Genomic DNA, 14,417 nt, shown 5'->3' on the forward strand with positions numbered 1-14,417 from the left:
AAATGTGGACCAAGCAGAAGCGTAGATCGATCCGTGGGCGTCTCGTCTTGCCTGTCTTGACAGTCGCGTTTCTGAGCTATTTCGGTTTCCACGCCTATCACGGAGAGTACGGTCTCTATTCTCGCATTCAGCTCGAAGAACAAAAGAGTCTCCTTGCCGGGCAACTCGATCAGGTTACGGCAGAGCGTAATGCGCTGGAAAAGCGAGTGACGCTTTTGCGCGACGGTTCCATCGAAAAGGATATGCTTGACGAGCAGGCGCGCAGGGCGCTTAATCTCTCCCATCCCGACGAGGTGACGATTATCACTTCGAGGGAAGATCGATCGAATTAACTGAAATCAAGTTAATTTTCTTTTTGTGATATGTTTTTAAGGGCTTGGCGGCATAGCAGCTATGCTCTGGGTGCATATTGTATCTTGTGGTATGCCCGTATAACGTCACGAGAGAACGACAATACTAGGGAGCGAGATATGGCACCGAGGGCTAAAAAGATGCCTGCTGGCAAAATGCAGGCATCTTCTGTGACGGCACCCAAGGCACCTGCGCCAGCGAACTTCGATAAAAAGCAGGAGTTGGAAGCCTATCGCGAAATGCTGATGATTCGGCGTTTCGAGGAAAAGGCCGGCCAGCTTTATGGCATGGGCTTCATTGGTGGATTCTGCCATCTTTATATCGGACAGGAAGCTGTCGTCGTCGGCATGCAGACCGCATTGAAGCAGGGCGATCAGATCATCACGTCCTATCGCGATCACGGTCATATGCTGGCGACCGGCATGGAAGCGCGTGGCGTGATGGCCGAGCTGACCGGCCGCCGTGGAGGTTACTCCAAGGGCAAGGGCGGTTCGATGCACATGTTCTCCAAGGAAAAGGGCTTCTACGGCGGTCACGGCATCGTCGGCGCTCAGGTTTCGCTTGGAACGGGCCTTGCCTTTGCGAACAGGTATCGCGGCAACGATAATCTCTCGACCGTCTATTTCGGCGATGGCGCGGCCAATCAGGGACAGGTCTATGAAAGCTTCAACATGGCCTCGCTGTGGAAGCTGCCTGTGATCTATGTCATCGAAAACAACCGCTACGCCATGGGCACGTCCGTTTCGCGCTCGTCCGCTGAAACTGACTTCTCCAAGCGCGGCGTGTCGTTCAATCTTCCCGGCATTCAGGTGGACGGCATGGATGTGCGCGCCGTTTCGGCGGCTGCGAAATTTGCTGCCGACTGGGCGCGTGCCGGCAAGGGGCCGCTGATTCTTGAAATGCTGACCTATCGCTATCGCGGGCATTCCATGTCCGATCCGGCGAAGTATCGCTCCAAGGAAGAAGTGCAGAAGATGCGCTCCGAGCACGATCCGATCGAGCAGGTCAAGCAGCGCCTGATCGACAAGGGCTGGGCAACAGAAGAAGAGCTGAAGGAAATCGACCGCCAAGTTCGCGACATTGTCGCCGATGCCGCCGATTTCGCTCAAAACGATCCGGAGCCGGATGTTTCCGAGCTCTACACGGATATTCTGCTCTAAGTTCTGGAAAGGTGTTGTCATGCCCGTAGAAATTCTCATGCCCGCCCTTTCTCCGACGATGGAAGAAGGCAAGCTTTCCAAATGGGTGAAAAAGGAAGGCGACAAGGTTACGTCCGGCGACGTGATTGCCGAGATCGAAACCGACAAGGCGACGATGGAAGTCGAAGCTGTTGACGAAGGTGTCATCGGCAAGATTCTCGTGGCCGAAGGCACCGAAGGCGTGAAGGTCAATACGCCGATTGCCGTGCTGCTTGGCGATGGCGAAAGCGCTTCCGATATCGGTTCGGCGCCGGCTGCCAAGGCCGAAGCGCCCAAGGAAGAAGTCAAGGAAACGCCGAAGGCGGAAGAAAAGCCGTCGGCCAGCGTTCCGGCTGCTCCGAAAACCGAAGTTGCCGCCGACCCGGATATTCCGGCCGGTACGGAAATGGTTTCGATGACGGTGCGTGAAGCGCTGCGCGATGCCATGGCCGAAGAAATGCGCCGCGACGACAATGTCTTCATCATGGGTGAAGAAGTTGCCGAATATCAGGGCGCTTATAAGATCACGCAAGGCTTGCTCGATGAATTTGGGGCCCGCCGCGTTGTCGATACGCCGATCACCGAGCATGGCTTTGCCGGTGTGGGCGTCGGTGCCGCCATGGCCGGCCTGAAGCCGATTGTCGAATTCATGACCTTCAACTTTGCCATGCAGGCGATTGACCAGATCGTAAACTCTGCCGCCAAGACGTTGTATATGTCGGGCGGTCAGATGGGTGCGCCGATGGTATTCCGTGGTCCTTCGGGGGCTGCTGCACGCGTTGGCGCCCAGCATTCGCAGTGCTATGCGGCATGGTATAGCCATATTCCGGGCCTGAAAGTCGTGATGCCGTACACGGCGGCCGACGCCAAGGGTCTGCTCAAGGCTGCGATCCGCGATCCCAATCCGGTCATCTTCCTCGAAAACGAAATTCTCTACGGTCATCATTTCGATGTGCCGAAACTCGATGATTTCGTGCTGCCGATTGGCAAGGCGCGGGTTCACAAGCAGGGCAAGGATGCGACCATCGTCTCCTTCGGTATCGGCATGACCTATGCCGTCAAGGCTGCGGAAGAACTGGCCGCACAGGGCATTGACGTCGAAATCATTGACCTGCGCACGATCCGCCCGATGGATATTCCGACCGTGGTGGAATCGGTCAAGAAGACCGGCCGTCTGGTGACTGTCGAAGAAGGTTTCCCGCAGTCGTCGGTCGGCACAGAAATCGCTACCCGCGTGATGCAGGAGGCTTTCGATTATCTTGATGCGCCGATCCTGACCATCGCTGGCAAGGACGTGCCGATGCCTTACGCCGCCAATCTTGAAAAGCTGGCGCTGCCGAATGTTGCCGAAGTGGTGGAAGCGGTGAAAGCCGTGACCTACAAGGCCTGAGGAGGAACGGGACATGCCGATCAATATCACCATGCCAGCGCTTTCTCCGACGATGGAAGAAGGCAACCTGTCGAAATGGCTGGTCAAGGAAGGCGACAAGATCTCGTCCGGCGATGTGATTGCCGAAATCGAAACCGACAAGGCCACGATGGAAGTCGAAGCCGTCGATGAAGGCACGGTTGCCAAAATCGTGGTTCCGGCTGGAACCGAAGGTGTCAAGGTCAATGCGCTGATTGCCATTCTTGCCGCTGAAGGTGAGGATGTTGCGGAAGCAGCCAAGGGCGGCGCTGCTGCCCCGAAGGCTGAAGCCAAGGCCGAAACGCCGAAAGAAGAGCCGAAGAAGGAAGCCGCCCCTGTTGCTGCTCCCGCTCCGGTACAGGCTGCACAGCCTGCTGCTGCACAGGTTGCCAAGGGCGAGCGCGTCTTCGCATCGCCGCTGGCGCGTCGCATTGCCAAGGGTGCAGGTCTTGATATTGCGAGCGTGAACGGCACAGGCCCACATGGCCGTGTCGTTCAGCGCGACGTAGAAGCAGCAATTGCTTCCGGTGGCGCAAAAGCTCCCGCCGCAGCGCCGCAGACGGCCAGCGCACCTGCCGCAAAGCCGATGTCGGACGATACCGTTCTCAAGCTGTTCGAGGAAGGCTCCTACGAGATCGTGCCGCATGACGGCATGCGCAAGACCATTGCGCGTCGTCTGGTGGAATCCAAGCAGACGGTTCCGCATTTCTACCTGACCATTGATTGCGAGCTTGATGCGCTTCTGGCGCTGCGTGCCCAGATCAATGCGGCGTCGCCCATGCTCAAGACGGAAAAGGGCGAAGTTCCGGCCTACAAGCTTTCCGTCAATGACATGATCATCAAGGCAACCGCTTTGGCGCTGCGTGACATCCCGGAAGCCAATGTTTCCTGGACCGAAGGCGGCATGATCAAGCACAAGCGTTCGGATGTTGGTGTTGCCGTTTCCATTCCGGGCGGTCTGATCACGCCAATCGTGCGCCATGCGGAGCAGAAGACACTTTCCGCCATCTCCAACGAGATGAAGGATCTGGCGAAGCGCGCGCGCGACCGCAAGCTGAAGCCTGAGGAATATCAGGGTGGTTCGACCTCGGTGTCGAACCTCGGCATGTTCGGGGTCAAGGATTTTGCCGCCATCATCAACCCGCCGCATGCGACCATTTTCGCAATCGGCGCGGGCGAGGAACGCGTTGTGGTGAAGAAGGGCGAAATGAAGGTCGCGACCGTCATGTCGGTCACACTTTCCACCGATCACCGCGCAGTGGACGGCGCGCTTGCCGCTGAACTGGCGCAGGCCTTCAAGCGCCACATCGAAAACCCGATGGGTATGCTGGTCTGACGAGAACGAGCCGCGCCGGATTATATTCAGCGCGGCCTTTCGTCTTTCGAGAGCAAGGAAAAGATTATGGCCGATATTTACGACGTTATTGTTATCGGATCGGGCCCCGGCGGTTACGTCACGGCGATCCGCGCCGCGCAGCTTGGCCTCAAGACGGCTATCGTCGAGCGCGAACATCTGGGCGGTATTTGCCTCAACTGGGGCTGCATTCCGACCAAGGCGCTGCTGCGTTCGGCGGAAATCCTGCATTTTGGCGAGCATGCCAAGGATTATGGCCTGACGCTGGAAGGCAAGATCACGCCTGACGTGAAGGCGGTTGTTGCACGTTCGCGTGGTGTTTCGGCGCGGCTCAATGGCGGCGTTGCCTTTCTTATGAAGAAGAACAAGATCGACGTGATCTGGGGCGAAGCCAAGCTCGTGAAGGGCGCTTCCGGCTCCAATCCGGCGGAAATTTCTGTCGGTAAAACGTCGAAGCAGCCGATGCTGCCGCAAAATCCGCTGCCGAAAGGCGTTCTGGGCGAGGGCAGCTATAAGGCGAAGCACGTTATCGTTGCGACTGGCGCGCGTCCGCGTGCGCTGCCGGGCATCGAGCCGGATGGCAAGCTGATCTGGACCTATTTCGAGGCTATGGTTCCGCAAGACCTGCCCAAATCCATGCTGGTTATGGGATCGGGCGCAATCGGCATTGAATTTGCCTCCTTCTATCATGACATGGGCGTCGATGTGACGGTCGTGGAAGTCATGCCGCAGATCATGCCGGTGGAAGATGCGGAAATCTCCGCCATCGCTCGCAAACAGCTTGAAAAGCGTGGGCTTAAGATTGTCACTGAAGCCAAGGTTTCCAAGGTGGAGAAGGGCGCAAACAGCGTCACCGCCCATATTGAAACCAAGGACGGCAAGGTGCAGACGCTGACCGTTGACCGGATGATTTCCGCCGTTGGCGTTCAGGGCAATATCGAAAATCTTGGCCTTGAAGCGCTGGGCGTGAAGACGGATCGCGGTTGTGTTGTCATCGACGGCTATGGCAAGACCAATGTGGACGGCATCTACGCCATTGGCGACGTTGCCGGTCCGCCGATGCTGGCACACAAGGCCGAGCATGAAGGCACGATCTGCGTCGAAAAGATCGCAGGTCTTCCGAATGTCCATTCGCTCGACAAGGGCAAGATTCCGGGCTGTACCTATTGCAATCCGCAGGTCGCATCGGTTGGCTTGACGGAAGCCAAGGCTAAGGAACAGGGCTTTGACATTCGGGTCGGACGCTATTCTTTTGGTGCCAACGGCAAGGCGATTGCGCTTGGCGAAGATCAGGGCCTCGTGAAGACGATCTTCGACAAGAAGACCGGCCAGCTTCTGGGCGCACATATGGTTGGCGCGGAAGTGACGGAACTCATTCAGGGCTTTGTCATTGCGATGAATCTGGAGACGACGGAAGAAGAACTGATGCATTCGGTCTTCCCGCATCCGACATTATCGGAAATGATGAAGGAAAGTGTTCTCGACGCCTATGGTCGCGTCCTGAACGCATAAGGAGTGAACCATTCCGCTGATCGAAAATGGAGGGCCATGGCGGCGCGCCGCCTGGCCCGTGATCAAATGGTCTACCGTCACGGGTCTTGCGCTCGGCTTTCTTGCCGGCGTCTTGAGTCTCTCAAGCGGTAACACCATATCGGTCAACGGAACGGCGATTGCCGGTTGGTATGGCGTCTGGACACTGACATTGGCGCTTGGCGTCGGCGGTCTGGTCTTCGGCGTTATCTGCGCTCTGGTTTTCAGGGCGCTCGGGATGGCTGCCCGGCATTGAATAGCCGATGGTCCAAGTTGACAGGGCCGGGGGCAAGGATTAGACCGGCGCAAATTGAGACGATTGCGGGTATGACCGCAAAAGCGCTCTGGATAGGCAGGATACAGCATGGTTACAGTTGTCGATACGGTCAATCAGAGCGCACGTCTGCGGCACCCGGAAAAGGCGCATCGCCCCGACAATGAAATCCAGAAGAAGCCGGACTGGATCAGGGTCAAGGCTCCGGTTTCGCGCGGCTATAGCGAAACGCGTGACATTGTCCGCTCCAACAAGCTTGTGACCGTCTGCGAGGAAGCGGGTTGCCCGAATATTGGCGAGTGCTGGGAAAAGAAGCACGCCACTTTCATGATCATGGGCGAAATCTGCACACGTGCTTGCGCCTTCTGCAATGTCTCGACCGGTATCCCAACCGCGCTCGATCCGAGCGAACCGGAAAATCTGGCCAAGGCTGTCAAACAGATGGGCCTGACCCATGTGGTCATCACCTCGGTTGATCGCGACGATCTGGCCGATGGCGGCGCGCAGCATTTTGCCGATGTCATCCGCGCCATCCGTGAGGCAACACCTGCAACGACGATTGAAATCCTGACACCGGACTTCCTGCGTAAGGAAGGCGCGCTTGAAATCGTGGTCAAGGCGCGGCCCGACGTGTTCAACCACAATTTGGAAACGGTACCGTCGAAATATCTGAAGGTCCGTCCCGGCGCGCGTTATTTCCATTCGATCCGCCTGTTGCAGCGCGTGAAAGAACTCGACCCGACCATTTTCACCAAGTCTGGTATCATGGTGGGGCTGGGCGAGGAGCGTAATGAAATCCTTCAATTGATGGATGATCTACGTTCGGCGGACGTGGATTTCATGACCATCGGCCAATATCTCCAGCCGACGCGCAAGCACCATCCGGTAATCCGCTTTGTCACGCCTGACGAATTCAAATCTTTCGAGACGATTGGCAGGACGAAGGGCTTCCTTCTCGTCGCTTCCAGCCCGTTGACGCGCTCTTCGCATCATGCGGGCGACGACTTCGCAAAATTGAGGGCGGCGCGAGAGGCGCAGGTTGCGGCACAGGCTTCGTAAACAATGCCACAATTTACGACCGTCAGGCGGGTGCATCATCGGGCTGAGCAGATGTTCAGCCTCGTTGCGGATGTAGAAAAATATCCGCAGTTTCTGCCTATGTGCGAAGCTTTGTCGGTTCGTTCTCGCAAGGAACGGGACGGGAAGGCGCTCCTCATCGCTGACATGACCGTTGGTTATAAGCTCATCCGTGAGACATTTACCAGTCAGGTGCTTCTCAAGCCCGATGAAGATACTATCGATGTGAAATATCTCGACGGTCCGTTTCGTTACCTCGATAATCGCTGGACATTCCGGCCCGCTGGCGATGGGAGCGAGTGCGATGTCGAGTTTTTCATCGACTATGAATTCAAAAGCCGCACGCTTGGCCTGTTGATGGGCACTATGTTCGATCTGGCGTTCAAGAAATTCTCGGAAGCATTCGAGAAGCGAGCCGATCAGATTTACGGACTGGCCTGAAGAAGGCCCCGGTTTTCCATGGCTTTGCTGTTACTGTGCCGTGTAGCCGCCATCGACCAGTATGGAGGCTCCAGTAACGAATGAAGCGTCGTCGCTTGCCAGAAACAGAACGACATTTGCTACTTCTTCGGCGCGTCCCAGACGACCTAACGGGTGCAGAGCTACGAGTTCCTGTTTCTTTTCGTCTGGAATGTCTTTCAGAAGAGGTGTGTCGATATAGCCGGGGCAGACGGCATTCACGCGGATATTCTGCGCACCGTAATCGATGGCGAGTGTCTGCGTCAGAAGTTTCACGCCGCCCTTTGCTGCCGCGTAGGCGGTGACACCCGATTTGCCGACATGGCTGTGGATTGATCCGCAATTGACGATTATGCCGCTACCCTGTGAGCGCATCTGATCGATGGCGTATTTATCGCATAGATAAACGCCGGTCAGGTTGATATCGATAGTTCTTTGCCATGCGGTTTCGTCCAGTTCGTCAATCGGACCGTCAGCGGCGATGCCCGCATTGGCGAACATGACGTCGAGTCGACCGTAGGTTTCCACAGTCTTGGCGATGAGCGCTTGAACTGCCTTGCTGTCCATGACGTCCGTTTTGACGAAAAGCGCCTGTTCTGTAGTCCCTGCAAGTTCGCGCGCAAGTTCAGGTCCATGATCGGAAAGATCGGCGATAACGACTTTTGCACCCTCGCGAACAAAAGCGCGGACAGTCGCTTCACCGATCCCGCTTGCTCCACCGGTCACGATAACAATCTTGCCCTCAAAACGCATGGCCTGTGCTCCTCGCTTCTGTTCCCAACCGGTAGAATAGGGCGACTGGTGCGAAAGTGTATGACTTCGATCAATCTGACGAGAGATTTTCCAGCACCAGAGCGAGTGCGGCCAGAACCGTCGCGTGGCGGATTTCCGCACGGCTCAAGGGGCCAAAGCGACATTCGCGGTGCAGCGTTGACTGGCCTTTCCGTGCCGAAGCGATATGCACTAGGCCGACTGGTTTTTCTTCCGAGCCGCCACCGGGGCCTGCAACGCCCGTTACCGCCACGCTGATAGCTGCGCGTGAATGGGCAAGGGCACCTTCTGCCATGGCCAGCGCCACTTCGCATGACACGGCACCAACGCGCCCGATCAATTCCATCGGCACGCCGATCATTTCATTCTTGGCTTCGTTGGAATAGGTGACAAAGCCGCGATCCATGACATCGGATGATCCCGCAATGTCGGTAAGCGCACTGGCGATGAGGCCGCCGGTGCAGGATTCCGCCGTTGCAATCATTACGCCCGCCTTGCGGCAGGCATTCAGTACGGCGATAGCCTGTTCTTCTGCGATAAGGCTGCTCATTCCGGCACCTCGCCGGGATAGATCACGGTTGCCGTGGCAATCGCCGCAATGCCTTCGCGGCGACCGATAAAGCCCAGTTTCTCGTTCGTGGTCGCCTTGATCGAAACGCGGTCGGCGGCAATGCCCAGCATGTCGCAAAGCGCTTCCGTCATGGCGGCGCGATGCGGGCCGACCTTGGGCGCTTCGCTGATCAACGTCACATCGACATTGGCAATGCGTCCGCCAGCTTCACGCACGATACTGGCCGCATGTTCCACGAAGATGCGCGAGGCTGCGCCCTTCCATTGCGGGTCAGACGGCGGGAAATGCGTGCCGATGTCGCCCGCGCCACGCGTGGCGAGCAACGCGTCGGTCAGTGCGTGAAGGGCAACGTCCGCATCAGAATGTCCGTTCAGCTTTGCCTCATGGGGGATTTTGACGCCGCACAAAGTGACATGGTCGCCCGGCTCAAACGAATGCACGTCATAGCCATTGCCTGTGCGAATGTCGGGAAACGAGACGTGGTCCTGCCTCAGGCGCTTATCAGCCATTTCGATATCCTTTGCCCAGGTGAGCTTCGTATTGTCTGCCGAGCCTTCGATGATGCGGACAGCGATACCTTGCCATTCGGCAATGGCAGCGTCATCCGTGAAATCAGAGCGATGAAGCGCGAAGGCTTTCTCGTGTGCCGCGAAGATAGGCGCATATGGGAATGCTTGTGGCGTCTGAGCTGCGAAAAGCCCAGCGCGAGGAACCGTGGTCTTGACCGTTCCGTCGGGGGTGGATTGCTTGAGCGTGTCGGAGACGGCGAGTGCAGGCAGTACGCCTTCATCGGGAGTGAGGTTCCCGACGATGCGTCCAAGCAAATCCTGACTGACGAATGGTCTTACACCGTCATGGATCATCACATATTGCGGCGCGTATTCCTTCAGGGCAACGAGGCCCAGACGGGTCGATTCCTGCCGGGTTGCACCACCATCCACGACGAGGACATTGCTGTGATCGCCGGGAAACGCGCGTTCGTACAGTGCATGATCGTCGGGATGGATGACAACCACGATCCTGTCGACCAGCGGGCAGGCGGTAAAAGCGCGCAGGGTGCGGGCAAGCACGGCTTCGCCGCCGATGCGCCGATACTGCTTCGGCCCCTCGACGCTCTGTCCTGCTCGCTCGCCGCGACCGGCTGCCACAATGACTGCTGCTACGCTTGAAATGATTGTCACCTCTGCCAAAGGTTGCATCTGCTTATTTTTACGTTTGCAAGCCGAATAATGCCTTGCGCTCATAATTGCCAGACGGCAATTGATTTATCGTAACTTCGAGTGCGCTTTTCCTTGCGTTAAAAACGCGGATTGATTAAAGTCTGGGCTAATTGTGCTGTGCACATCAAATAGGCATTCACTGGTGACGCTTCTCAATCAACCTTTAAGTATAGGCGGTGTGACGCTTCCGAATCGCGTTTTTCTGGCGCCCATGTCCGGGGTTTCAGATTTGCCGTTTCGCAGACGTGCGGCGGAAGCGGGGGCGGGCATGGTCGTTTCGGAGATGGTTGCGAGCGCGGAGCTTTGTAACCGCCACAGGGAAAGCATGTTGCGTCTTTCCGGCGAAGGGCTGGGAACGCATGTGGTGCAGCTTGCGGGACGCGAAGCGCGCTGGATGGGCGAAGCCGCCAAGATCGCGGAAGGTGAGGGCGCGGATATCATCGATATCAATATGGGCTGCCCGGCCAAGAAAGTGACAGGCGGTTATTCTGGGTCCGCGCTTATGCGCGATCTCGACCATGCAATGACCCTCGTCGAAGCTACGATTGCTGCCGTCAAGGTTCCGGTCACGCTCAAGATGCGGCTCGGCTGGGATGAGGCTAGCATCAATGCTCCGGAACTTGCCAGACGTGCCGAGGATGCGGGGATCGCCATGGTGACGGTCCACGGACGCACGCGCTGCCAGTTCTATGAAGGCTGTGCTGACTGGGATGCAATTGGAGCAGTTCGCGACGCGGTGACGATACCGCTTGTAGCCAACGGGGATGTAGCAAGCCGTCGCGATGCCGAAGAGATTCTGCGCCGCTCCGGAGCGGATGCCGTTATGGTCGGTCGCGCGTCTTATGGACAACCGTGGCTGGCTGGCGCTATCGCCGGAAGCGATTTTGCGCCGCACTGCCGAAAGGGAATTCTTCAATATATCATAAGGCATTACGAAGATATGCTTGAGCATTACGGTAGCGTTACAGGCGTTCGCCATTCCCGCAAGCATCTCGGCTGGTATCTTGACCGTCATGCGGGCGGTACTGTCTCTTCCGCTGAAAAGGCGCAAGTGATGACCCTTACCGACAAAAGATCGGTTGTCGCGGCCTTGACCCGGATATTCACGCGAGATGCTCTTCGCGTTGACTCTCTCAAAGAGGTTGCCTGATGCGTGAACGAACGGAAACGGGCAATATTCCCTCAGTTGTTCTCGATGCCATCAGCCAGCCGGTTATCATGGTCAGCGCCGAAAACTATATCGCCTATGCCAATCTGGATGCTGAACAGTTTTTTCGTTCCGGTTCGTCCATTCTGGCGCGCAACAGGCTTGAATCCTTTCTGCCGTTCGGCAGTCCGCTTCTGGCATTGGTCGATCAGGTTCGCGCCACCCAGATGCCGGTTAACGAATATCGTGTCGATGTTTCCTCGCCGCGTCTGGGTGCGGAGCGTATTGTCGATATCTATGTTGCTCCAGTGGCAGAATTGCCTGGAGCCGTGGTCATCCTCTTCAAGGAAAAGACCATGGCTGAAAAAATAGACCGCCAGATGACACATCGTGGCGCGGCGCGTTCTGTTACAGGGCTTGCTTCCATGCTCGCTCATGAAATCAAGAATCCCCTGTCGGGTATTCGCGGCGCCGCGCAGCTTCTGGAACAGGTGGTCAGCGACGAGGATCGTGCTCTTGCGCGCCTCATCACCGACGAGACAGACCGTATCGTCTCGTTGGTCGACCGCATGGAAGTTTTCTCGGATGAGCGCCCTATCGAGCGAACGGCTGTCAATATTCATGCGGTTCTGGATCACGTAAAGGCTATTGCGAAAAACGGATTCGCGCGCACAATCCGCTTTGTGGAGGAGTATGATCCTTCGCTTCCTCCCGTACTGGCAAATCGCGATCAACTTGTGCAGGTGTTTCTCAATCTGTTGAAGAACGCTTCTGAAGCGGTCGGCGACCGCGAGGGTGGGGAGATCGTCCTGTCCACGGCCTACCGTCCCGGCATCCGCCTACAAGTGCCGGGCGCCAGCGACCGCGTTGCGCTGCCTCTGGAGTTCTGCGTGCACGATAACGGGCCAGGTGTGCCGCCGGATATGCTGCCGCATCTCTTCGATCCCTTCGTGACCACCAAGACCAACGGCTCGGGATTGGGGCTGGCGCTGGTCGCGAAAATTATTGGCGACCATGGCGGCATCATTGAATGCGACAGCCATCCGTCTCGTACGACTTTCCGCGTGCTGATGCCCGCATGGAAGGGTGCAGGAATGTCAGATATTACGTCTGGCGATACCGGAGATAATGCATGATCGCAGGACGTCCGACTGGAACGATATTGGTGGCTGACGATGATGCGGCCATTCGCACGGTGCTGAACCAGGCCTTGTCGCGTGCGGGCTACGATGTACGTGTGACGTCAAACGCCGCTTCGTTATGGCGTTGGGTGGCGGCGGGCGATGGGGATCTGGTGATTACCGACGTCATGATGCCGGACGAAAACGCCTTCGATTTACTGCCGCGTATCAAAAAAATGCGGCCGGAACTGCCCGTTGTCGTGATGAGCGCGCAAAACACATTCATGACCGCAATCCGCGCCTCCGAGGCTGGCGCTTATGAATATCTGCCCAAGCCATTCGATCTGTCTGAACTTATCAATATCGTCGGCCGCGCCCTTTCTGAACCCAAGCAAAGGCCCGTTGCGACGCTTCCTGACGAACAGGCGGACAATATGCCACTCGTCGGAAGGTCGCCTGCCATGCAGGAGATTTACCGCCTTCTTGCGCGTATGATGCAGACCGATCTGACTGTTATGGTCACAGGTGAATCGGGTACGGGCAAAGAACTCGTCGCACGCGCCTTGCATGAATATGGTCGCCGTCGAAAAGGGCCGTTTGTCGCGATCAATATGGCGGCTATTCCTCGCGATTTGATTGAATCGGAGCTTTTCGGACACGAAAAGGGCGCCTTCACCGGAGCTCAAAACCGCTCCAGCGGTCGTTTTGAGCAAGCCAATGGCGGCACACTGTTTCTGGACGAAATTGGCGATATGCCCATGGAGGCGCAAACCCGCCTTTTGCGGGTGTTGCAACAGGGCGAATATATGACGGTCGGTGGGCGTACGCCAATCAAGACTGACGTGCGCATCGTTGCTGCGACCAACAAGGACTTGCGTCAACTGATAGCGCAGGGGCTTTTCCGCGAAGATCTTTATTATCGGCTGAATGTCGTGCCGTTGCGTTTGCCGCCGCTGCGCGAGCGCAGCGAAGACGTGGCCGATCTCGTTCGACATTTTTTCAAGCGTGCGGCGGAAGAGGGGCTTCCCGAAAAGCGTATTACCAGAGCCGGTCTGGAGATGATGCGTCACTACCCTTGGCCGGGCAATGTGCGGGAACTGGAAAATCTCGTCCGACGCCTTGCCGCGCTCTATCCACAAGAGGAAATCGCGCCGGAAATCATCGAGACCGAACTCAAGGCTGAACTGGCAAAACCGGATGCGGTTCCTGTCGTCAGCAACGACATGGAAAATATCTCCATTTCGCAGGCGGTCGAGCAGAACTTGCAGCGCTATTTTGCTTCCTTTGGCACGGATTTGCCGCCGCCAGGGCTCTATCATCGTATTCTGGTCGAGCTGGAATATCCGCTTATCCTCGCCTGTCTGACGGCCACTCGAGGAAATCAGATCAAGGCAGCTGACCTGCTGGGCCTGAATCGCAATACGCTACGCAAGAAAATTCGCGAACTTGGCGTCAATATATATCGCGGCAACAAAGGGAGTTGATCTGTGGTCGCGAAAATCGTCTATTAACTATATTGCTTAATTCGCGATTAAGCCTGTTGGATTACTGTTGAGCACATGAAAAATCGACAGGCCATTCGCAGCGGAAAGCCGCGACGTATTCTGGAACCGGCAGTGCGGAGCGGTATTCTTGCCGCACCTTTAATACTCATGCTTGCGATTATAGCTGTCATGTCGGGAACTGAACCGCGACTTGCAGCAATGATCGATCAGACTTTTACAGGTTCGATCAGCCCGATCATAAGGTAGGCCGCGAGAGCACAACTTTCCGTCTCCAAGTTGGAGTGGAAAATATCTACTAAACCTCAGTTTCATGCTGGCATTTCTGGAGCGGGTAGCGGGAATCGAACCCGCGCGTTCAGCTTGGGAAGCTGACAGGCTACCATTACATCATACCCGCAATCTGTAAAACATTCAGTACGTTAGGACCGTTTCCCGTAGAAAACGATTGAAG

At 56.7% G+C, this 14,417-nt stretch carries 14 protein-coding genes and 1 tRNA gene; 11 read left to right on the forward strand and 4 right to left on the reverse strand.

Annotated features, from left to right (window positions below):
- The first annotated feature begins 2 nt into the window (after window positions 1–2).
- From FHS76_RS08300 to FHS76_RS08335, 8 genes are all read left to right on the forward strand, one after another.
- Window positions 3–332: an FtsB family cell division protein gene (locus tag FHS76_RS08300; RefSeq protein ID WP_183650623.1), complete on the forward strand. Its 330-nt coding sequence runs from the start codon at window positions 3–5 to the stop codon at window positions 330–332.
- A gap of 138 nt (window positions 333–470) precedes the next feature.
- Window positions 471–1,511 carry a pyruvate dehydrogenase (acetyl-transferring) E1 component subunit alpha gene (gene pdhA / locus FHS76_RS08305; RefSeq protein WP_183650626.1) on the forward strand — a complete coding sequence of 347 codons (1,041 nt, stop codon included), beginning with the start codon at window positions 471–473 and terminating at the stop codon, window positions 1,509–1,511.
- A 19-nt stretch (window positions 1,512–1,530) separates the two neighbouring features.
- Window positions 1,531–2,919 carry a pyruvate dehydrogenase complex E1 component subunit beta gene (locus tag FHS76_RS08310; RefSeq protein WP_183650629.1) on the forward strand — a complete coding sequence of 463 codons (1,389 nt, stop codon included), beginning with the start codon at window positions 1,531–1,533 and terminating at the stop codon, window positions 2,917–2,919.
- A gap of 13 nt (window positions 2,920–2,932) precedes the next feature.
- Window positions 2,933–4,273, forward strand: a complete 1,341-nt coding sequence (locus FHS76_RS08315; protein ID WP_183650632.1) for a pyruvate dehydrogenase complex dihydrolipoamide acetyltransferase — start codon at window positions 2,933–2,935, stop codon at window positions 4,271–4,273.
- A 66-nt stretch (window positions 4,274–4,339) separates the two neighbouring features.
- Window positions 4,340–5,803, forward strand: a complete 1,464-nt coding sequence (lpdA, locus tag FHS76_RS08320; protein WP_183650634.1) for a dihydrolipoyl dehydrogenase — start codon at window positions 4,340–4,342, stop codon at window positions 5,801–5,803.
- A 58-nt stretch (window positions 5,804–5,861) separates the two neighbouring features.
- The gene (locus tag FHS76_RS08325; protein ID WP_183650970.1) at window positions 5,862–6,077 is read left to right on the forward strand and encodes a hypothetical protein; all 216 of its coding nucleotides are present in this window, start codon (window positions 5,862–5,864) and stop codon (window positions 6,075–6,077) included.
- Between the two features lie 108 nt (window positions 6,078–6,185).
- The gene (gene lipA, locus FHS76_RS08330) at window positions 6,186–7,154 is read left to right on the forward strand and encodes a lipoyl synthase (RefSeq protein WP_183650638.1); all 969 of its coding nucleotides are present in this window, start codon (window positions 6,186–6,188) and stop codon (window positions 7,152–7,154) included.
- Between the two features lie 3 nt (window positions 7,155–7,157).
- Window positions 7,158–7,613, forward strand: coding sequence for a type II toxin-antitoxin system RatA family toxin (locus tag FHS76_RS08335; protein WP_183650641.1), 456 nt, complete (start codon window positions 7,158–7,160; stop codon window positions 7,611–7,613).
- 30 nt (window positions 7,614–7,643) lie between these two features.
- Here the strand turns inward: FHS76_RS08335 and FHS76_RS08340 are convergent, their stop codons facing one another.
- From FHS76_RS08340 to FHS76_RS08350, 3 genes are all read right to left on the reverse strand, one after another.
- Window positions 7,644–8,384, reverse strand: a complete 741-nt coding sequence (locus tag FHS76_RS08340; protein ID WP_183650642.1) for an SDR family NAD(P)-dependent oxidoreductase — start codon at window positions 8,382–8,384, stop codon at window positions 7,644–7,646.
- 70 nt (window positions 8,385–8,454) lie between these two features.
- Window positions 8,455–8,952 (reverse strand): CinA family protein, encoded by a 498-nt coding sequence (locus FHS76_RS08345; RefSeq protein ID WP_183650645.1) that lies wholly within the window; start codon window positions 8,950–8,952, stop codon window positions 8,455–8,457.
- Window positions 8,949–10,172 carry a bifunctional 2-C-methyl-D-erythritol 4-phosphate cytidylyltransferase/2-C-methyl-D-erythritol 2,4-cyclodiphosphate synthase gene (locus tag FHS76_RS08350; protein ID WP_183650648.1) on the reverse strand — a complete coding sequence of 408 codons (1,224 nt, stop codon included), beginning with the start codon at window positions 10,170–10,172 and terminating at the stop codon, window positions 8,949–8,951. The genes FHS76_RS08345 and FHS76_RS08350 overlap by 4 nt, the downstream gene beginning before the upstream one ends.
- 163 nt (window positions 10,173–10,335) lie before the next feature.
- Here FHS76_RS08350 and dusB point away from each other — a divergent pair, with 163 nt between their 5' ends.
- The 3 genes from dusB to ntrC are packed head-to-tail and all read left to right on the forward strand — an operon-like array spanning window position 10,336 to window position 13,945.
- A complete protein-coding gene (gene dusB / locus FHS76_RS08355) occupies window positions 10,336–11,343 on the forward strand; it encodes a tRNA dihydrouridine synthase DusB (protein WP_183650651.1) in 1,008 nt (335 codons plus the stop codon).
- A complete protein-coding gene (locus tag FHS76_RS08360; RefSeq protein ID WP_183650654.1) occupies window positions 11,343–12,476 on the forward strand; it encodes a two-component system sensor histidine kinase NtrB in 1,134 nt (377 codons plus the stop codon). The genes dusB and FHS76_RS08360 overlap by 1 nt, the downstream gene beginning before the upstream one ends.
- Window positions 12,473–13,945 (forward strand): nitrogen regulation protein NR(I), encoded by a 1,473-nt coding sequence (ntrC, locus tag FHS76_RS08365; RefSeq protein WP_183650657.1) that lies wholly within the window; start codon window positions 12,473–12,475, stop codon window positions 13,943–13,945. Before FHS76_RS08360 ends, ntrC begins: the two co-directional genes overlap by 4 nt.
- Before the next feature lie 344 nt (window positions 13,946–14,289).
- Here ntrC and FHS76_RS08370 read toward each other — a convergent pair.
- Window positions 14,290–14,363: transfer RNA gene (locus FHS76_RS08370), tRNA-Gly, on the reverse strand.
- Between the last annotated feature and the right edge of the window lie 54 nt (window positions 14,364–14,417).

It is taken from the genome of Brucella daejeonensis (assembly GCF_014199265.1).
Lineage (GTDB): Bacteria > Pseudomonadota > Alphaproteobacteria > Rhizobiales > Rhizobiaceae > Brucella > Brucella daejeonensis.

Bases quoted from the DNA above. Each gene is read 5' to 3' on its own strand.
- FHS76_RS08300 (WP_183650623.1), top strand. From the start codon at position 3: ATGTGGACCAAGCAGAAGCGTAGATCGATCCGTGGGCGTCTCGTCTTG.
- lpdA (WP_183650634.1), top strand. From the start codon at position 4,340: ATGGCCGATATTTACGACGTTATTGTTATCGGATCGGGCCCCGGCGGT.
- pdhA (WP_183650626.1), top strand. From the start codon at position 471: ATGGCACCGAGGGCTAAAAAGATGCCTGCTGGCAAAATGCAGGCATCT.
- FHS76_RS08360 (WP_183650654.1), top strand. From the start codon at position 11,343: ATGCGTGAACGAACGGAAACGGGCAATATTCCCTCAGTTGTTCTCGAT.
- lipA (WP_183650638.1), top strand. From the start codon at position 6,186: ATGGTTACAGTTGTCGATACGGTCAATCAGAGCGCACGTCTGCGGCAC.
- FHS76_RS08345 (WP_183650645.1), bottom strand. From the start codon at position 8,952: ATGAGCAGCCTTATCGCAGAAGAACAGGCTATCGCCGTACTGAATGCC.
- FHS76_RS08335 (WP_183650641.1), top strand. From the start codon at position 7,158: ATGCCACAATTTACGACCGTCAGGCGGGTGCATCATCGGGCTGAGCAG.
- FHS76_RS08315 (WP_183650632.1), top strand. From the start codon at position 2,933: ATGCCGATCAATATCACCATGCCAGCGCTTTCTCCGACGATGGAAGAA.
- FHS76_RS08350 (WP_183650648.1), bottom strand. From the start codon at position 10,172: ATGCAACCTTTGGCAGAGGTGACAATCATTTCAAGCGTAGCAGCAGTC.
- FHS76_RS08340 (WP_183650642.1), bottom strand. From the start codon at position 8,384: ATGCGTTTTGAGGGCAAGATTGTTATCGTGACCGGTGGAGCAAGCGGG.
- FHS76_RS08310 (WP_183650629.1), top strand. From the start codon at position 1,531: ATGCCCGTAGAAATTCTCATGCCCGCCCTTTCTCCGACGATGGAAGAA.
- ntrC (WP_183650657.1), top strand. From the start codon at position 12,473: ATGATCGCAGGACGTCCGACTGGAACGATATTGGTGGCTGACGATGAT.